Source organism: Parabacteroides hominis, assembly GCF_014287585.1.
GTDB lineage: Bacteria > Bacteroidota > Bacteroidia > Bacteroidales > Tannerellaceae > Parabacteroides > Parabacteroides hominis.
The window spans coordinates 1-18,736 of the sequence record NZ_JACOOJ010000038.1 but is presented as its reverse complement, the minus strand read 5'-3'; the positions used below and the strand labels follow the sequence as shown (position 1 = coordinate 18,736).

Below are 18,736 nucleotides of genomic sequence, written 5' to 3'. Positions count from 1 at the left end.
GAAGGCGGCAAAACAGAGCTGCCATAGTATAAACAACTTAATTTTATAATTTATGAAAAAAAAGTATTATTTGATGGCGCTTGCAGGGCTGATGATGGCATCCTGTAGCGAAGACAATGATCCTTTTCCAGGAGGCGGGGGCGACCATCTCGCTGTGTCCCGGCAGTTGACATTCGTGTTTCCGGGAACGGCGCAAGGCGTGGTTCCCTATTCGGCAACTGCCTCGGAAGCTGAAAACGAATTGAAGACGCTCGACATCTATGTGTTCGGAGAGGACAGCTTGAGTGCTGCTTCTCCTAAGCCGATGGTGCTGGAAGAAATCTTCCGCAGCGGCGAAGGGTATGAACTGATTCCGAACGCTTCGAAGTACACGGCTAATATCTCCGTCCCGGCCGGTAACAACAAGGCTTTCTTCTTCGTGGCCAACGGCCGCGAACATCTTTCGCTCGACAGCCTCGTGCTGCATGAAACCGACACGACGCTGTTCAAAGCGAAGATGTCAAACACGCTGAAAGGACATATCGCCTGCCCGATGCTGATGAGCGGGCAGAAGAATTTACCGGATGTGGCAAGTGCCATTACCGATGCCGCCGGCAACGGTATCGACGTGGATCTGGAGCGCCGTATGGCCCGTTTCGACATCCGGAACAACAGCGAGACTTCCCGTTTCGTGATCCAGACTGTCGTCTTGGACAATGTGCCTGCCAACGTGCCTTTGTTCCCGATCGACGGCTATGAGGCTCCCCTGCTCGAGGGCAAGATGCCTGTGATCGACTTTACGGCGCTTGCAAACTCGAACGCCGGCGAGACCAACAGCGTCTTCTACCTCTATCCGACCGCGAAAACGGATGGCACGGGCCTCTCCTTGTCGCTTGCAGGAAAAGACCTGGTGACGAATGCCGCACAGGTGTTGCCCGTGACGTTCAAGAACTACACCGCCGCTGCTGAGGGCGACCCCTTCATCTCTATCGAAGCGAACAATCGCTACCTCGTGATGGTGGAAGACATGGGCTTCGGCGAGTTGACCGCGACGCTGACGGTGAAGGAATGGGTGTCGGGCGATACGGTTAACGTGAATACCGGCGACGGCACGATCAAGCTGAGCGCAGACGAAGACTTTGCTACGATTTTTGCCGATAACACCTTGTCTGTCGATGCCGAACCGACCTTGACGGATTCGGTAACGATCAACGTGGCTGCCGATGGCGAATGGAAACTGGTTGTTGACGAGGCTGCCAAAGACTGGATCGGCGTGAGTGAAATCCCGTCGGGCGAAGTGCAGAAGGCATTCAAAGTGACGACCTTGCTTCCCAACCCGAGCAGCAAAGAAGCGCGCCAGGGAGTGGTGATGGTACAGAACGTGCGCCGTCCTTCCATCCGCCAGCCGCTTATCGTCAAACAAGCAGCACAGGATGAGGCAACAGGCCGCTACCTCGACCTTTCGGGCGCAGCCGTAGCCGGTAACCTGTTGAGCTTCTCCGGCGAAAAGACCGATTCTATTAATGTCAGCGTTGCTGCTCCTGAAGGTACTACATGGACGGCTACAAAGACCGCTTCCGCCGATTGGTTCACTTTCGGAAAAGAAGCTACCGGACTGAGAGACGCCGCCGGGGATGGTTCCAATTTTGAAGGAAGGAATTCTGCCGTATTCTCGATCGTTCCGGAGGCGAATGCCACGGAAAACGAACGTGTCGACACAGTGACGATTACGATTGCACAGGGAGGAGCGTTCGAAACCGACCTCGTCCAGAAACTGGTCGTTCGCCAGGCAGCGCGCAACCTCGGTTCGATCCAGGTGGCTTGTATCGGCCTGAGCAAAGGCAACGTGAATATTCCGGCAGACGGTTTCGCGGATAAAACTATTGCCGAGCATGACGGAGAACGTCAGGTGAAAGTAAAGGCTACGACAGCGTGGGAAGTCAAAATTGAAGATGGTGATACATGGCTGTCGCTGGTACAGGTAGATGGCAGTGATTACACCTACGACGACAAAGGCGTTTTCAACGGCTATTTCATGCTGAAAGCCGAAGCGCAGACAGCAGGAGCCGGAGTCCGCTCGGCAAAAGTCACGATCGTGAACACGATCGATGAAAAGATCTTCCAGACAATCACCTTCTCGCAGGCAGAGGGACCTGCCAATGAGTAGAATAAAAAGAAATAAAAGAATAAACAAAAAATAGTATAAATCATGAACTATAAAATAGCATTACTCCCTTTGTTGGTGGCAGGCATGCTTGCCTCCTGCAACAGTGACGAGGAGATTATCCGGACAAACCCGGATTATGTGGAAGCGGGTTACGGCGCGTTGACCGTCACGCTGACGAATCCCGGCAAAAGTCTCACCAAAGCCGGTGAAAAGCTTACCGATGTGGCTACCGCTGAGGAAATGACGATCAAAAGCGTCGCCTTCTTTGTGCAGACCGGGATGGAAACGGTCGATAGCGAAGAGATGGCCGGCAAGTTCGGCGCCTATTTCAGCACCGAAGAGCCTTTGAGCGCCAACGGATTGCAGGAAGAACTGGACGAAGTCTCGGCTGGCAACTATACGGCTAAAATCCGCCATCAGAGCGATGGTTGGGCGGACCCGAAGGTGATCGTGATCGCCAACTATGCCGAAAACGGCCTGACGGAGACGTTGAAAAATATCCAACGTTGGGATGATTTGGCAAATGTCCGGACACTTGCCCTCGCTGCCAACCCGCAGACGCCGCTTTTGATGTATGCGACGCAAAAAATAGGCGCCTGGGAGAGAAACGGAGGCAATGGAGGCGGAACCGCCGAGGCTACTTTCGAACTGGAGCGTCTTGTTTCCCGCATCGACATCCATAACAACGCCTATGTCAATGGGGATGAAAGCAAGGGGTTCGTCCTGACATCCGCCCGCTTGGTGCGTTCGAAGCTGCACTCTTACCTGTTGCCTGAAAACGCTTCTATCGGTTCGATAGATGTTGCAACGGAGGCGTTCCCGACAAGCGGTAGTGTCGTGCTTGATAACGGCATCCAGAAGCTCGACACGCTGTATGCCTACGAGAATCCCAACGATGAAGCATCGAAGGCTACCGCTGTTCAGATCGACGGTACATACCGCGGCGGTAACATCTCGAAGATCATCGCGCTCAAGAAAGCGGACGGTGTCGGTATGACCGGCGATCCGATCGCGTTGGCACGCAACACGCGCTACGTGATCAATATCAACCCCGCTCCCGATTCAACGGATATCGTATGGAACATCCAGGTGAAAGAGTGGGCTGAATCCGACACGATCAAGGTGAAACCGGTCTTCCCGGTTCCGGCTATAGAAGAGGTAGATGCCAGTGGAATTACCGGTTCCTTGTCGTGGGATGCGGCAAGCAAAACGATTAGTACGGATGGTTCAGCGACCGGTACGTTGAGTTTCCATACGGAGGGTACGACCGCTTCCGTATATAAGGTAACTTACGAGTATGACACGAAGGGCGCTTCCATCGAAACCGATCTGGTTGCGACTCCGATTGTCGAGGCAGGCACTCCGGTCATCACATACGCAGCGAAGGTGGTAACCCCGTTTACGATCAATGTTCCGAAACAGAAGGATAATCAAAGAGTCCCGATGAATATCTACGTGATCATCCAGAACGGTGGCAACGAGGAGGCTTGTGATACGATCACGATCGAGAGCCGTCCGAATTATTTCGGTACGGAATTGAAACCTGTCCTGATGAAGAACAGCACGACGGGCAAGAATTTCTTCTGGGCTCCGGTCAATGTTGGCGCAACGTCCATGCCGACGTCAGTGGCTTCAACCGGCGATATTACTGAGACTTGCGGGAAACTCTTCCAGTGGGGGCGTAAGGTTGGTTTCGCGGCATCAACTGATGCGGTAACGACAACGGCTACGTTGGTTAGCGATACTACGGATTTCGAATCGCAGGATACTTGGAAGGCGAAATTTGTAACAAGTGGCTCAGATTGGCTTTCTGATAAAATTGATGATTTATGGAATGGGGGATCGGAAGCTACACCGACTAAAACGGCTTATGATCCTTGTCCTGCCGGTTGGCGTGTTCCGACTTTCTCCGAATGGAAGGCTATCGGTGCGGGCAATAAAGATATCACTAAGGAATGGGATAGTTTAGCTAAATTATTGAAGATCACCGGCGTGGACGGCAGTACACTCGTCTTGCCTGCTGCGGGCTACCGCAATCGTAATAGCGGTGCTTCCGTCAGTCAGGGCATCAACGGCAGCTACTGGTCGTCGTCTCCGTCAGTCGCCAGCGCAGGCGCCGTGGGCTTCAATAGTGAAGCTGCGTTGCATACGAGCTCGAACGAACGCGCGAACGGTTACTCGGTGCGTTGTGTCCAAGAATAAGGGAGGCGAATTGCCGACCGCATTCGATTAATTCGATTCTTTTCGAGGAGATGTGTCAAAGCTGCCCGGTTCCCGCGCTTGACGCGGGGACAAGGGTATTTTGGCACACCCTCGATTCAGGCATATTTGTAATGAGATGGCAATCCGTGATCTTACACTAATTTATCCAGCGGTTACTTTTTCTTGCCTGTGGCAGGCAACCTCAATCGTAGTAGCGGAATAATGAGATCTTTGACATATTGGGGAGGGAAATAATTAGGAAAGTAAAGAAAAAATGTATATCTTTGCCGTACAACATATAAATAGAATTAACTATGAAATATCTGAATCCAAAGGCAGACCTGCCGTTCAAACGTATCTTCGGCGAACATCCGGACCTGGTCATCAGTTTGCTCAACGCCTTGTTGCCTCTGAGCGAAGATGAGGAAATCAAAGAAATCGAGTATTTGCCATCCGATCTGGTTCCGGACAACCCGTTGCGCAAATACAGCATTGTCGATGTACGTTGCCGTGACAAACATGGACGTCAATTCCTGGTCGAGATGCAGATGCTTTGGTCTCCCGAATTTCGCCAGCGCGTCTTGTTCAATGCTTCGAAGGCCTACGTCCGTCAGTTGGATGCGGGTTGCGAGTATGAACTGTTGCAACCGGTCTATTCGCTGAACTTAGTCAACGAAGTGTTCGAACCTGAGCTTCCGGGCTATTACCATTATTATTCTTTGGTCCATCAGGAACATTCGGACCGTGTCATCGAAGGGCTCAAGCTGATCTTCGTCGAACTGCCCAAATTCACGGCGCATACCTATGCCGAGAAACGCATGCAGGTCTTGTGGCTCCGCTTCCTGACGGAGATAGACGAAAAGACGCGCGAAGTACCGGAAGAATTGCGCTCCGAACCGGATATAAATAAAGCCCTGACCGTATTGGAAGAGTCGGCCTTTAACGATGCGGAGCTTTACCAGTATGAAAAGTTCTGGGACATCATCCGTGTCGAAAAAGCCATCTACCGCAAAGGCGAAACCGTCGGCATGAAGAGAGGCATGGAAAAAGGCATAGAGAAAGGCATAGAGAAAGGCATAGAGAAAGGTTTGGAGCAAGGCATAGAGAAAGGCATACGACAAACGGCTGCCAATATGAAGCGTATGGGCCTGGACATAGAGTCTATTGTGAAATGTACCGGCCTGACCGAAGAAGAAATCCTTTCTTTATAGAAAAGAAAACCGTACAGGGATAAAATTTTTATCTTATTTTTTTATAGCCCCGAATATCTTCATTGATTTTTGGGGCTTTTTTTGTCTCCTTCCCTAATGATGATTCAAAACAATCCAATATATGTATTAGATGATGAAAAAAGAAATGAATAAACAAATCTGTTTGCTGTCCTTCTTCCTGCTGGCGGCAGTGTCGTGCAGCAGTGAAGCGGAACTGGCCGACGGGGCTGCGCCCTGCCGTACGGTGCTGGTCTACCTGGCTGGCGACAACAGCCTCTCGGACGAGGTCGGGGCGAAGACGGATGCGTTGGTTGCGGGTTGGCGTAACAGGCGGGACAACCTGCTGATATACCGGGACAGCCGTGATGCGGGCGGGACGCCTTCGCTTCTGAAAGCGGAGGGCGATGCGGAGCATCCGTATGCCAAGGTGGTGAAGGAATATCCGGAGTCGAACAGCGCTTCGCCTGAAATTTTTTCGGAGGTGCTGCGCGACGTCACGACGGGCTATCCGGCTCCTTCGTACGGCCTGCTTGTTTTCAGCCACGGCACGGGATGGCTACCGGAGGGCAGTTATACGAATCCGCGTTCCGGCGCCCCTTCTTTGCGCAGCATCATGGAGGATAACGGCCGCGAAATGGCAATAGCCGGTTTCGCAGCCGCTATCCCCGACGGGCAGTTCGATTTTATCGTGTTGGAAGCCTGTTTGATGGCGAGCGTGGAGGTGGCATGGGAGTTGCGGGGCAAGGCGGACTATCTGTTGGCTTCGTCGGCCGAGATACTGAGTCCGGGCTTCACGCCGGTCTATCCGGCTGTGCTCGAAGCCTTGTTCAGGCAGCCCGAAGCGGATTTGCAGGCGGTGGCGGATAGCTATTACGGCCATTGCAACAGCCTCGAAGCTCCTTACCGGAGCGCGACGGTGAGCGTGGTGCGGCTGGACAGGATGGACGAGTTGGCGGAGGCCATGCGCGGGGTGTATGCCTGCATGGCGGATATACCGGAAGAATGGGCGGGCGAGGTGCAGTGTTTCGACCGTTCGGAAGACCGGTTGTTTTTCGATCTGGGCTGCCTGCTCGAACGGATAAAGGAGGAGGGCGGCCCCGAAGCGAGAAGGGCTGCAACGGTTGCGGGAAACGTCTTGACCGGGACAGTCGCCGGCAAAGCAGCCACCCCTTTCTTCGTCGATATCCCGGTTTTCGCCCATAGCGGCCTGACTACTTATATCGAACAGGGGGGGTATCCTTGGCTTAATACTGCTTGGCGTAGGACTTCATGGGGGAGGGGAGTTACTTTTGGCTTGATCCAAAAGTAACCAAAAGATCAAGGCCGAACCTGCTTCGCTACTCCGTTCCCTCCGTTCGCTGTCGCGTCTGAAACTCGCTTCGCTCAGACAGCAGACGCTCCGGGCGCTCACTTCGGTCTCTGCGCTTAACGCTCACCAGCTTAGGCCGGAGATAGAGCCTGACGGCTCTTTGGGGATGGCCGATACTGTCTGCTTTTTTGCGATTGCGCATCAAGGGGGGCAAGCCTTGTGGCGCAGGTTTCTTTTGCCGTCTGCTTCTTGTGGCGCAGGCTTTCTTTTGCCGTCTGCTTCAGCAGACGGTTTAAAAGGATTTAGAGGCAAAGCCTCTTCCTCTGTGGGTTTTAACCCCTTTAAATGCAATCAATAAAAGGGGTTAAAACCCACAGAGGAACCTGCAAAGCCGGGAGCAATCATCTATCCGTCTGCTGAAGCAGACGGCAAAAGAAAGCCTGCGGCACAAGAAGCAGACGGCAAAAGAAGGATGCGGCACAAGGCTTGTTTCGCTTGATGCGCAAAGAAGCAGCCCCAAAAAGAGAGGCTGAGGGGGTTTGAGGATTGCTGATACTTATATAACAGGCGGTATCGGCCATCCTAAGAGAAAGCGGAGCTTTCTTGGAAAGGCCTAAGCGGACGGGCGTGAAGCGGAGGGTAAAGACGAAGCGGCAGGAGCCTGCGCTGTTTGAGCGAAGCGAGTTTCGCAGGCGACAGCGTAGTCTTTGACCGGAGTAGCCTGGACGGTTAAGCCTTGATCTTTTGGTTACTTTTGGATCAAGCCAAAAGTAACAGACAAAATAATATAAATACAAAATTAAATACGAGATTAAATACAAAATTAAATACAAAATTAAATACAAGATTATGAACAAAACAGATTTAGCAAAAGACATGGCGACCCGCATGTCTATCCCGAAGCAGGATGTATTATTATTTATCAACACCTTTCAGGCATCGCTCACGGCGTTGCTGAAAGAGGGCGATTCGCTTTGCCTGAAGGGATTCGGGACTTTTAACCTGTGGCAACAACAGGAGCGTGCGGGGCGTAACCCGAAAACGGGCGTCGGTTGCATGATACAGCCACGGACGAGTGTGAAATTCAGACCGGGAAAGGACTTGTTGGATAATCTGAATGACGGGAAGGAGTGAATGACAGTCTTATTTTATATGTATTGGCCGGATGCGGCACGGCAATCATCGGCGGCCTGATTTTCTTTTTTGCGGAACAGTACCGCCGGAAGCGCGCCGACTACCGCAAAGACCTCGAAAAGGTCAGGCATGTGTCCGCCCCGGTCCGGAACCCGGCCTCCGTGCCGTCTCCCCTTCGTCTGGGCCGTACGGAGGTGCATACGGATTGCATGGCCAAGACTTTGGTCGTGAGTGTCGACGGAAATCCCGGATGGAGGGCCGAAGCGGAGGGCGAAGTCACGTGGTTGCGGGTCGTTAAAGTCTCGGAATGCCGGCTTATGCTCCATCTGCTGACAAACTTCGCCTTAGCGGCGCGCGAGGCCGGGGTCCTTGTGTTTTATCCCGACCAGGAAACAGCCGGCGCCGGCGAGACTGCCCGTATCGCCGTGTCGCAGTGCGAGTCGGGCTATTACCCCGAATTGACCCTTTCGGAAACTTTTTATATCCGTCCGGGCGACTCGATGTCTTTGGAAAGCCCGCTTGTAAGCCCCGGCCCGCGTTGCGACGAGTGGTATGTGAAAAGCCTGCGGACGAACGACGAGGGCGGCTGGTGCGAAGTGGAACCCGCCGTGGGCGAGAGATGCAGAGGCGCGCGGAACCTGTTGGTGCGCACCTATCCGAAGCCGGCCCACGTGGCGGTACGGAATGCGCTGGTGACCGTCGGTTGCGGCACATATCCTTTCCAGACCTTGCGGACGCTTGTCGTGAGCCAGGGCATCGTCTTTGACTATTATATCGAATATCCGGCCTTCGATGCCTGCGGGCGCAGGCAGGAGGTGATCGAGGTCCCGCCCGCTTGCGCCGGTGATGACAAAGAGCGGATTTATAAGGTCTATGTCCGTTCTAACCTGCCCTGGCGGCTGGTGGATGGCCTGCCCGGTTGGGTTTCTGCCGGCCCTCTGGTGATGGACAAGGAGGAACGCTATAACGGCTATTTCACGGTTACCGTCCGGCCCAACGACGAGCGGACGCGGGTCAAGGGGGTCTGTGCGGCGCGGTACGCGACGCTCCGGGTGGTGACCGAACTGGGGCAGGTGCATGACATCCGGATCTATCAGGGGGGATATGTGGTGATAAGGGGACGGCGCTGGTTGGACCGTAATTTGCTCGAGTCGCGTTGTCTGACGGACAATGCAGTGCCTTGCGGCCTGGATATGGAGCAGGCGGATGCGGATTCCCGCATCTACGGAGGGCTTTTCCAGTTCGGGCAGTCCGAACCCGGTTGGGACAGTTCGTCCGAAACGACGGAAGACGCCTGGAACCTGAACACGGACGAGCATCCGGTCTGCCACGAGGAAGCCGACCCTTCGCCTGCCGGATGGCGGGTCCCCTCGTCTTTGGAGCTTGAAAGCCTGTTCCAGGCTCGCAACAGCGTACCCACGTATGCGGGGAAAGGATGGGTCGAACTGGTTTCAGACGACGGGGTCCCGGTCTTTTTCCCCTTGTCGGGCTATTTGTGCCATATCAACGGCTACCGGATGGCGCGTGGCGTGGAAGCCGGATATTGGAGCAGCTCGGAACGTACGCGTATCTATGCCGATGCCGTGATCCTCATGCGGGGCAGGTTGTGGCATTTCCCGCGCCAACTGAAGAAACAGGGTTTTTCGATCCGATCTATAGAGGACGTCACGTCCTGACGAACCAGTCATGTCCGGTCCGGCCCGGCCTTTTTTTAAAGACCGGCTATGAGGGGTATCGGGCGGCGGACCTATCCGCCCGGTCCCTGTTTTATGAAAAAACTGTTGAAAGAGATGCGTACGCTTTTCGGTGACGCTCCTACTTGCGACTCGTTTGACGAGAAGTTGTTAACCCTCGATGCCGCTACGCGCGAAAAATACCGCCTGGGCCTTTGCCGCCTTGCTTTCGGCTATTACGACAAGCTGCCGCCCGCCTACCGCCGTTTTACGGACAAGTACCTGAAGCACGACCGCTACCTGTACACCGACTACCTGGCCTGCCATACGGCCATGTCCCGCCTGCGCTATCCGCTCCATGACCCGGATATGTTGATCGCCGTCCTTCATGTCCTTGAAAATGCCGACCGCCGGGGACGTGTCTTTTATCATCATCTGGCTTCCTGCCTGTTGATTGTTTTCGGATATCCTTATAAGTTGAATACGCTGGGCGAAAAGATCGCCCGCGCCGTACCCGATGCCGAAACCGTCCGCGATTTCCTGGAACTGGTGGCAATCGTCAGGCTCGACGGGAAAGATTAAGAAAAGATAAAGAATGCCGTTTCCGGATATCCGTATATTCCCGTCGGGATGATAGCTTTCGGGTGTAATGGTCTGCTGTTCACTTGTTTACGATTTGATCTGCGGATGTTTCGGACGTTGGGGAGGCTCTACCTTTGCATTGTGTTCGATAACGGACATGTAATCTTTAAAATATTCAAATGTTATGGCACAAGGATTTAAATTAGTGTTGCGACCCTGCCAGCCGGGCGTGAAAGATTCGGAGAAGAAGTATTACGCAGTATCTAAAAACACAGGGTTCTCGGACCTGAAGCATCTCTGCAAGATGATCGCTGCAAGAAGCACTGTTTCGAGCGCGGATGTGAAAGCGGTTCTGGACAACCTGAATTTTGTTTTGGACATGGAATTGCAGGCCGGGCGTATCGTACAGTTGGGTGAATTCGGGAATTTCCGCATTTCGGTCAGCAGCGAAGGCGTGGCGGATGAAAAGGACTTTGACAACAGCATGCTCCGTGCGCCTAAAATCATCTTTACGCCGGGAAGCGAACTGCGCGAAACGAAGAAGACGTTGGGTTTTACAAAGATCACGCCGGAAACGGTGACGGGCGGTTCCGGTGGTGAGGAGGAGAGACCGGGGGAGCTTTGAGAGTTGAGAGTTGAAAGTTGAAAGTTGAAAAATGATGAAGGGGGTGATGGTTCAGTTGGTGATGGCAATCCTGCTTGTTGTGGGCGGGATTGTCCTGATCTTCTCCGGATTCTGGGTGGCGCCGGAAGGAGAGATACATAACAGTGTGCTGGTCGCGTTCGGGGAGGTGAGCACTTTTGCGGGAGCCTTGTTCGGGGTGGACTATTCGTATAAATTGAAAATCAGAAGTTGAACATTGAAAATGAATGACAAAAATGGAAAAATTGTTGACTGCAAAGGAGCGCGCCTGGCGTGCCAAGCATCCGGATTGGATAAGCGACCATTTTTATATGGGGGAATTTGAATATAGCGCGGTCGCCGTGGCGAACGGCTTGGATAACAAACCTGTGCCGGGCGCACAAAAGGCGATCCGCCATCTGGTGAAGAACCTGCTGGAACCGTTGCGCAAGAAATCGGGATTGTCGCTTTACATATCGAGCGGCTATCGTTGCCCCGAACTGAACGCGCTTGTCGGCGGTGTGCTCGACTCGCAGCACCTGACGGGAGAGGCCGTCGATGTTTTTACGGGAGGGAGCGCCCGCTTGCTGGAAATACTGGAAGAAGAGCATCTGAACTTTGACCAGGCTATCTTTTACAGACGTAAGAAGTTTATGCATCTGTCATTGAAGTTGAAAGGTAAAAACCGTCGTCAAATAATCATTATATGAAATATCCGGTATCTCAGAAAATAAAGAATGCGTGGGCTTTTATCCAAGCTGTCGTACGTGCATTGTATTATATCTTGCACGGGAAATAACCCCTATGGCGTACGCCGGGCTGGCCTTTGGCAAGGTCAGCTTCGCGTACGCCTGTAGTTCATCGGGGAGATGCCGGTGTGTTTCTTGAAATACCGGCCGAAGAACGACTGGTCGGGGAATTGCAAACGGTTGGCTATCTCCTGTATGCTCAGCTCCGTCGATTCCAACAATACTTTTATTTCCAGTATGACATGTTTGTCGATGATGTTTTTTGCTGTCTCGCCGGAGACGGCCTGCACGATGGTCGACAGATAGCGGGGGGTGATGAACATCTTTTGGGCGTAGAACGAGACTTCGCGCTCGCTGAGGCAGTGTTTGTGTATCAACTGGATGAATCGTTTGAACAACTCTTCCTGCCGGCTGATCCCTTCCGGGCGGTTCTGCTCGAAGATGCGACGCGTTTTGTCGTAAATGTCCAAAAGGAAACTTTGTATGTAGTTGCGGAGGATTTGCTGGCGGAAACAGTTCTCTTTGTCCTTATAGAGGTCTTCCAATGCGATGATAAGCCCGTTGATGGTGCGTGTACGTCCGGCAGGTAGCGTGAAGGCCGGATTCTCTTTCAGGAAATGGAAGAAAGAAGGGTCGAGCCGGGCCGTCGCTTCCTGGAAAAACACATTGGAGAATGTTATGTAAGAGATCGAGAAGTCCGGGCTGGCATATGAATAATTGACAATGCTGTTAGGCAGGAATATGACCTGCGTATTAGGGACGATGTCGTATTCCAACAAATCGATTTCGATCCGTGCCTCCCCGCTATGGCAGAAAAGGATGCAGGCATCTTCCTGTTTGAAAAGATGGCGGGCCATATCGGAACAATTGTCTGTCCCGACGAAAAAAGGCTCTTCGGCGGTTGTGCGTAAAATTTCCATTTTATTCTTGTTTTGGTTACAAATATACCGGTTTTTTCTTGAAATTAAGAAGATGTGTTCCTGTTTTGAACAATATGGGCTAACTCTTGAACTCTGTTGCTTGACAAATCACCTCTACCTTTGCCGCGAATTAAAGATTGGAAAATGAGAATGATGAACAAAAGATGGATGCAACTTTTAGGTATTATCAGTTGCGCAACGTTAATGGTGTCTTGCAAGCAAGCGCCATCGGTACAAATGGAAGCGGAGTATGCAGTCTTGCAGGTACAACCTTCCGACAAGGTGATCTCCACTACTTATTCGGCGACAATCCGCGGGCGGCAGGATATCGACATCTATCCGCAAGTATCAGGCTTTATAACTAAACTATGTGTCGAGGAAGGGCAGGCGGTCCGTCGCGGGCAAGTGCTGTTCGTGATCGACCAGGTCCCTTACCAGGCGGCTTTGCAGACGGCGGAGGCAAATGTGGAGGCCGCTACGGCTTCGCTGGCGACGGCCAAACTGACTTACGACAGCAAAAAGGAACTTCGTGCCCGTAACGTCGTTTCCGATTTCGACCTGAAAACCGCCGAGAACAGTTGGCTGAGCGCCAAAGCGCAATTGGCCCAGATGAAGGCACAGGAGCTGAGCGCCCGTAACAACCTCTCTTATACGGAAGTGAAAAGCCCGTGCGACGGAGTGGTCGGGACGTTGCCGTACAGGGCCGGTGCATTGGTCAGCGCGAACCTGCCGCAGCCCTTGACTACGGTTTCGGACAATTCGGATATGTATGTGTATTTCTCGATGACGGAAAACCAGTTGCTTGCCCTGACACGGCAGTATGGTTCGAAGGCCGGAGCCTTGAAAGAGATGCCGGAGGTGGAATTGGTGTTGAACGACCGGTCGGCGTATGAGGAAAAAGGAAAGATCGAGACGATCAGCGGCGTAGTCGACCGGAATACCGGGACAGCCAGCCTACGGGCCGTGTTCCCGAACGGGAAAGGCTTGCTGTATAGCGGGACTTCGGGTAACGTCGTCCTGCCGGTTTCCAAGAAGGGAAGCCTGGTCATTCCGCAATCCGTCACATTCGAAATACAGGATCAGGTGTATGTGTATAAGGTGGTGGACGGCAAGGCGCAGTCCGTACCCGTCAGCGTGACCCGTGTGAACGGCGGCCGGGAGTATATCGTCGACAACGGATTGCAAGCCGGCGATGTGATTGTGGCGGAAGGCGTCGGCCTGTTGCGTGAAGGAACTCCTGTTAAAGTAAAACAAAACTAAGAGAAGAAAATGAATTTAAGAACCTTTATAGAACGCCCCATCCTGTCGGCTGTCATCTCTATCTCGATAGTCGTGGTGGGCATTATCGGGCTTTTCACATTGCCCGTAGAACAATATCCCGACATTGCGCCGCCTACGATCCAGGTGAGTACGACCTATTTCGGGGCGAGTGCGGAAACCTTGCTGAAGAGTGTCGTCGCCCCGTTGGAAGAGGCGATAAACGGGGTGGAGGATATGACATATATGACCTCGTCGGCCTCTAATGCGGGTACGGTCAGCATCACCGTTTACTTCAAGCAGGGGACAGACCCGGATATGGCAGCCGTCAACGTGCAGAACCGCGTGTCGAAGGCCACGGGGCAGTTGCCGGCTGAGGTGACGCAGGTCGGCATCACGACCTCCAAGCGGCAAACCAGCATCTTGCAGATGTTTTCACTGCACAGCCCGGACGACTCGTACGACGAGAAGTTCCTCTCCAATTATATCAGCATCAACCTGAAACCGTCCATCCTCCGTATACAGGGGGTCGGCGACATGATGATCATGGGGGGCGACTACAGCATGCGTATCTGGATGAAGCCGGATGTGATGGCTCAGTACAAACTGATCCCTTCGGACGTGACGCAGGTGCTTGCCGAGCAGAACATCGAGTCGGCAACCGGATCGTTTGGCGAGAATTCGGACGAAACCTACCAGTACACCATGAAGTATAAAGGCCGTCTGATCACTCCCGAAGAGTTCGGCGAGATCGTGATCCGTTCGACCGAAGACGGTGAGGTTCTGAAGCTGAAGACTATCGCCGATATCGAGATGGGCGAAGAGACCTACGCCTACCACGGCGGTATGGACGGCCACCCCGGTATTTCCTGCATGATCTTCCAGACAGCCGGATCAAACGCTACGGAGGTGAACCAGCATATCGACGCGTTCCTGGAGGAGGCGCGGAAAGATTTGCCTAAGGGCATGGAGCTGACCCAGGTGATGAGTTCCAACGACTTCCTGTTCGCCTCCATCCACGAGGTGGTAAAGACCTTGTTCGAGGCGATCCTGTTGGTGATCTTAGTGGTGTATGTGTTCTTGCAGGATATCCGTTCGACGGTTATCCCGTTGGTGGGAATCGTGGTTTCGCTGGTCGGTACGTTTGCGTTTATGTCGATTGCCGGGTTCAGCATCAACCTGATTACCCTGTTTGCATTGGTGTTGGTGATCGGGACCGTGGTGGACGATGCGATTGTCGTCGTCGAGGCGGTGCAGGCGCGGTTCGATGTCGGGTATCGCTCTTCCTATATGGCCAGTATCGACGCGATGAAGGGGATCAGTAATGCCGTTATCACCTCTTCGCTGGTGTTTATGGCGGTGTTTATCCCGGTTTCGTTTATGAGCGGGACTTCGGGAACGTTCTATACGCAGTTCGGTCTGACGATGGCGGTGGCGGTCGGTATATCGGCGGTCAACGCGCTGACGTTGAGTCCGGCGCTCTGCGCCCTTTTCCTGAAACCTTATATCAACGAGGACGGCACGCAGAACAATAACTTTGCCGCCCGTTTCCGTAAGGCTTTCAACGCTGCATTCGATTCGATGGTCGAAAAGTATAAGAAGGGCGTGCTGTTCTTTATCAAGCGGAAGTGGATGGTCTGGTCGCTGCTTGCCTGCTCGGTCGTGCTGCTGGCATTCCTGATGAACACGACGAAAACGAGTTTAGTGCCCGATGAAGACCAGGGCGTCGTCTTTGTAAATGTCAGTACGGCGGCCGGTAGCTCGCTGAAGACGACTGACGATGTGATGAGACGCATCGAACAGCGCTTGGAAGGCATCCCGCAGGTATTGCACGTCCAGAAAGTCTCCGGCTACGGTCTGCTGGCCGGACAGGGGAACTCTTTCGGCATGTTGATCCTGAAGCTCAAACCGTGGGACGAACGCACGGGCAAGGGGGAAGATGTGCAGGCGGTTATCGGGCAAGTCTATGGCATGACGGCGGACATAAAGGACGCCAGCGTCTTCGCCATCTCTCCGGGGATGATACCCGGTTATGGTATGGGTAACGCGTTGGAACTGCATATGCAGGATAAGCAAGGCGGCGATATCGGTACGTTCTTCACGACGACACAGCAATACTTGGGGGCATTGAACCAGCGTCCCGAAATCTCGATGGCTTACTCCACTTTCGATGTCCGTTACCCGCAATGGACCGTAGAAATCGACGCCTCGAAGTGCAAGCGTGCCGGGATAACGCCGGATGCAGTGCTCGGCACGTTGTCGGGTTACTACGGAGGACAGTATGTCTCTAACTTCAACCGTTTCTCCAAAGTGTACAAAGTGATGATACAAGCCGATCCGAAATACCGTGCCGACGAGGCTTCGCTGGATAACATCTTCGTGCGCATGTCCAACGGGGAGATGTCGCCGCTCAGCCAGTTCGTGACGCTGACGCGCAGTTACGGCGCGGAATCCCTGAGCCGTTTCAATATGTACAACTCCATAGCCGTGAATGCGATGCCGGCAGAAGGCTACAGTACCGGCGACGCGATCCGTGCCGTAGAGGAGACGGCGGGGCAGGCCCTTCCGAAAGGTTACGGCTATGACTTCGGGGGGATCACCCGCGAAGAGAACACGCAGAGCAATACGACCATCGTCATTTTCGGTATTTGCTTCCTCATGATCTATCTGATCCTGAGCGCGCTTTACGAAAGTTTCCTGATCCCGTTCGCGGTGTTGCTGGCTGTCCCGTTCGGCCTGACCGGATCTTTCCTTTTTGCCAAGATGATGGGGTTGGAGAACAATATATACTTGCAGACAGGTCTGATCATGCTGATCGGTTTGCTCGCCAAGACTGCCATCCTGCTGACTGAGTACGCTACCGAGCGTCGTAAAGCCGGTATGAGCCTGACCTCTGCCGCTCTTTCAGCCGCCAAAGCCCGTTTGCGCCCGATCCTGATGACAGCCGGAACGATGGTGTTCGGATTGTTGCCCCTGATGGTGGCGACGGGGGTAGGGGCCAACGGTAACAGTTCCTTGGGTACGGGTACGGTAGGAGGTATGCTGATCGGTACGCTGGCGTTGCTGTTTGTCGTGCCTTCTTTGTTCATCGTGTTCCAATATTTGCAGGAGAAGGTGCGTCCCATCCAGTTTCAGCCGGCGTCCGACTGGCAGATACAGGAAGAGTATGTGGAGGCCAAGGAGGAAAGAGAACGTCACATAGAAAGTAAAAAAGCAGAGAAGAAATGAAAAAAGAGATCATTCTATTTACTGTCGCGGCACTCACACTGAGTAGCTGCGGCATCTATACGAAATATAAACCTGCTGCCGAGGTCCCGGAAGATTTGTATGGCGAGGAGGTAGCGGTGAGCGGCAGCACGGACAACCTCGGTAACCTCGGCTGGCGGGAAGTCTTCACCGACCCGCATCTACGGGTGCTGATCGAGCAGGGCTTGCAGAGCAACACCGACCTCCGCTCCGCACAGTGGCGCGTCGAGGAAGCCGAAGCCACGCTGATGTCCGCCCGCCTGTCTTTCCTGCCTTCGTTCGCCCTCGCCCCGCAAGGGACGGTGAGCAGCTTCGACGGGGGCAAGGCGACGCAGACCTATTCCGTGCCCGTCACGGCAAGCTGGGAACTGGATATTTTCGGCCGCATGCGCAACGCCAAGCAGCAGGCGAAGGCGTTGCTCGAACAAAGCCATGACTACAGGCAGGCGGTCCGGACGCAGCTTGTTTCCAGTATCGCCAATGTCTACTACACCTTGCTGATGCTGGACGAGCAGCTTGCGATCTCGGAGCGTACGCAGCAATCGTGGAAGGAAACCGTCGACGCCACGCGCGCCTTGATGGATGCGGGTTTGGCAAACGAAGCCGCCGTGTCGCAGATGGAGGCTACCTATTATAGCATCTCCACCTCGATACTCGACCTGAAAGAACAGATCAACCAGACGGAAAACAGCCTGTCGCTTCTGTTGGCGGAAAGCCCCCGCAGTGTCGAACGTGGCAAGCTGGAAGGACAAACATTGCCGGATCATCTTGCCGTAGGCATCCCGGTGCAGATGCTTGCCAACCGACCGGATGTGCGCAGTGCGGAGCATTCGCTCGAAAGCGCTTTCTACGCCACCAACCAGGCGCGTTCCGCGTTCTATCCGTCTATCGTTTTGAGCGGTAGTGCCGGATGGACAAACTCGGCCGGAAGCATGATCGTCAATCCGGGGAAATTCCTCGCGACGGCTATCGGGTCGCTCACCCAGCCTTTGTTCGACCGGGGAGCGAATATCGCCCGGTTGAAGATTGCCAAAGCACAGCAGGAGGAAGCCAAGCTGAGTTTCCGGCAGGCCCTTCTCAATGCCGGGTCGGAAGTAAACGATGCGTTGGTGAAGTACCAGACTGCCCGCAATAAAGCCGGACTTTTCGAGAAGCAGATCGCTTCGCTCGAAAAAGCATACGAAAGCACCTCTTTGACAATGCAGTACGGGAATACGACATACCTGGAAGTCCTGACGGCACAGCAAAGCCTCCTGAATGCACAACTGACACAGGTGGCAAACCGCTTTACGGAAATACAGGGTGTGATTAATCTGTATCAGGCATTGGGAGGCGGGAGAGAGTAGCGTTTTATCAGTGAGCTGACAAACGAGGCTGCGTCTTGTGTCGCAGGCTCTCTTTTGCCGTCTGCTTCAGCAGACGGATAGATGATTGCTCCGGCTTTGCCGGTTCCTCTGTGGGTTTTAACCCCCTTTCATAGATTGCATTAAAAGGGGTTAAAACCCACAGAGGAGGAGGCTTTGCCTCCAGGCCTTTTAAAGAAGGTGTCTGAAAAGGATGCCTTCTTTTTTTGTTATGCCGCCCGTTTATTATCCATTTTTATTTTTAAAACATCTTTGGTCTTCTCAATTGTCTCTCTTCGGGAAGTAATCCTACAGAAATAAGTAAAAAATAAAAGAGAACTG

The 18,736-nt window shown here is 53.4% G+C and carries 14 protein-coding genes; 13 read left to right on the top strand and 1 reads right to left on the bottom strand.

Translation table 11 applies throughout. From position 1 onward, the window contains the following. Window positions 1-52 precede the first annotated feature (52 nt). From H8S65_RS16985 to H8S65_RS16940, 10 genes are all read left to right on the top strand, one after another. Complete coding sequence (locus tag H8S65_RS16985; RefSeq protein WP_186931053.1) at window positions 53-2,146, top strand: BACON domain-containing protein; 2,094 nt, start codon at window positions 53-55, stop codon at window positions 2,144-2,146. 42 nt (window positions 2,147-2,188) lie between these two features. After that, window positions 2,189-4,348: a fibrobacter succinogenes major paralogous domain-containing protein gene (locus H8S65_RS16980; RefSeq protein ID WP_186931052.1), complete on the top strand. Its 2,160-nt coding sequence runs from the start codon at window positions 2,189-2,191 to the stop codon at window positions 4,346-4,348. A gap of 314 nt (window positions 4,349-4,662) precedes the next feature. Continuing rightward, window positions 4,663-5,559 (top strand): Rpn family recombination-promoting nuclease/putative transposase, encoded by an 897-nt coding sequence (locus tag H8S65_RS16975; RefSeq protein ID WP_186931051.1) that lies wholly within the window; start codon window positions 4,663-4,665, stop codon window positions 5,557-5,559. Between the two features lie 130 nt (window positions 5,560-5,689). Next, on the top strand, window positions 5,690-6,868 hold the full coding sequence (locus H8S65_RS16970; RefSeq protein WP_186931050.1) for a clostripain-related cysteine peptidase: 1,179 nt from the start codon (window positions 5,690-5,692) through the stop codon (window positions 6,866-6,868). An 849-nt stretch (window positions 6,869-7,717) separates the two neighbouring features. Further along, the gene (locus H8S65_RS16965; protein ID WP_186931049.1) at window positions 7,718-8,002 is read left to right on the top strand and encodes an HU family DNA-binding protein; all 285 of its coding nucleotides are present in this window, start codon (window positions 7,718-7,720) and stop codon (window positions 8,000-8,002) included. Then, window positions 7,999-9,678, top strand: coding sequence for a fibrobacter succinogenes major paralogous domain-containing protein (locus tag H8S65_RS16960; protein WP_186931048.1), 1,680 nt, complete (start codon window positions 7,999-8,001; stop codon window positions 9,676-9,678). The genes H8S65_RS16965 and H8S65_RS16960 overlap by 4 nt, the downstream gene beginning before the upstream one ends. Before the next feature lie 48 nt (window positions 9,679-9,726). After that, window positions 9,727-10,257, top strand: a complete 531-nt coding sequence (locus tag H8S65_RS16955) for a hypothetical protein (RefSeq protein WP_186931047.1) — start codon at window positions 9,727-9,729, stop codon at window positions 10,255-10,257. A 184-nt stretch (window positions 10,258-10,441) separates the two neighbouring features. Further along, the gene (locus tag H8S65_RS16950; protein WP_186931046.1) at window positions 10,442-10,882 is read left to right on the top strand and encodes an HU family DNA-binding protein; all 441 of its coding nucleotides are present in this window, start codon (window positions 10,442-10,444) and stop codon (window positions 10,880-10,882) included. A gap of 34 nt (window positions 10,883-10,916) precedes the next feature. Next, window positions 10,917-11,114: a hypothetical protein gene (locus H8S65_RS16945; protein ID WP_186931082.1), complete on the top strand. Its 198-nt coding sequence runs from the start codon at window positions 10,917-10,919 to the stop codon at window positions 11,112-11,114. Window positions 11,115-11,136: 22 nt separating this feature from the next. Further along, window positions 11,137-11,589, top strand: a complete 453-nt coding sequence (locus H8S65_RS16940) for a D-Ala-D-Ala carboxypeptidase family metallohydrolase (protein ID WP_186931045.1) — start codon at window positions 11,137-11,139, stop codon at window positions 11,587-11,589. A gap of 125 nt (window positions 11,590-11,714) precedes the next feature. Here H8S65_RS16940 and H8S65_RS16935 read toward each other — a convergent pair whose 3' ends face one another. Further along, window positions 11,715-12,548 carry an AraC family transcriptional regulator gene (locus tag H8S65_RS16935; RefSeq protein WP_186931044.1) on the bottom strand — a complete coding sequence of 278 codons (834 nt, stop codon included), beginning with the start codon at window positions 12,546-12,548 and terminating at the stop codon, window positions 11,715-11,717. Between the two features lie 144 nt (window positions 12,549-12,692). Between H8S65_RS16935 and H8S65_RS16930 the strand changes: the two genes are divergently transcribed. The 3 genes from H8S65_RS16930 to H8S65_RS16920 are packed head-to-tail and all read left to right on the top strand — an operon-like array spanning window position 12,693 to window position 18,397. Beyond that, complete coding sequence (locus H8S65_RS16930) at window positions 12,693-13,808, top strand: efflux RND transporter periplasmic adaptor subunit (protein WP_186931043.1); 1,116 nt, start codon at window positions 12,693-12,695, stop codon at window positions 13,806-13,808. 9 nt (window positions 13,809-13,817) lie between these two features. Continuing rightward, window positions 13,818-17,033, top strand: a complete 3,216-nt coding sequence (locus H8S65_RS16925; protein ID WP_186931042.1) for an efflux RND transporter permease subunit — start codon at window positions 13,818-13,820, stop codon at window positions 17,031-17,033. Next, window positions 17,030-18,397: a TolC family protein gene (locus H8S65_RS16920; RefSeq protein WP_186931041.1), complete on the top strand. Its 1,368-nt coding sequence runs from the start codon at window positions 17,030-17,032 to the stop codon at window positions 18,395-18,397. Before H8S65_RS16925 ends, H8S65_RS16920 begins: the two co-directional genes overlap by 4 nt. Window positions 18,398-18,736 lie beyond the last annotated feature (339 nt).

What these genes read in the sequence shown, in the direction of transcription:
- H8S65_RS16985 (WP_186931053.1), top strand. Translation starts at nt 53, where the DNA reads ATGAAAAAAAAGTATTATTTGATGGCGCTTGCAGGGCTGATGATGGCA.
- H8S65_RS16980 (WP_186931052.1), top strand. Translation starts at nt 2,189, where the DNA reads ATGAACTATAAAATAGCATTACTCCCTTTGTTGGTGGCAGGCATGCTT.
- H8S65_RS16975 (WP_186931051.1), top strand. Translation starts at nt 4,663, where the DNA reads ATGAAATATCTGAATCCAAAGGCAGACCTGCCGTTCAAACGTATCTTC.
- H8S65_RS16970 (WP_186931050.1), top strand. Translation starts at nt 5,690, where the DNA reads ATGATGAAAAAAGAAATGAATAAACAAATCTGTTTGCTGTCCTTCTTC.
- H8S65_RS16965 (WP_186931049.1), top strand. Translation starts at nt 7,718, where the DNA reads ATGAACAAAACAGATTTAGCAAAAGACATGGCGACCCGCATGTCTATC.
- H8S65_RS16955 (WP_186931047.1), top strand. Translation starts at nt 9,727, where the DNA reads ATGAGGGGTATCGGGCGGCGGACCTATCCGCCCGGTCCCTGTTTTATG.
- H8S65_RS16950 (WP_186931046.1), top strand. Translation starts at nt 10,442, where the DNA reads ATGGCACAAGGATTTAAATTAGTGTTGCGACCCTGCCAGCCGGGCGTG.
- H8S65_RS16945 (WP_186931082.1), top strand. Translation starts at nt 10,917, where the DNA reads ATGAAGGGGGTGATGGTTCAGTTGGTGATGGCAATCCTGCTTGTTGTG.
- H8S65_RS16940 (WP_186931045.1), top strand. Translation starts at nt 11,137, where the DNA reads ATGGAAAAATTGTTGACTGCAAAGGAGCGCGCCTGGCGTGCCAAGCAT.
- H8S65_RS16935 (WP_186931044.1), bottom strand. Translation starts at nt 12,548, where the DNA reads ATGGAAATTTTACGCACAACCGCCGAAGAGCCTTTTTTCGTCGGGACA.
- H8S65_RS16930 (WP_186931043.1), top strand. Translation starts at nt 12,693, where the DNA reads ATGAGAATGATGAACAAAAGATGGATGCAACTTTTAGGTATTATCAGT.
- H8S65_RS16925 (WP_186931042.1), top strand. Translation starts at nt 13,818, where the DNA reads ATGAATTTAAGAACCTTTATAGAACGCCCCATCCTGTCGGCTGTCATC.
- H8S65_RS16920 (WP_186931041.1), top strand. Translation starts at nt 17,030, where the DNA reads ATGAAAAAAGAGATCATTCTATTTACTGTCGCGGCACTCACACTGAGT.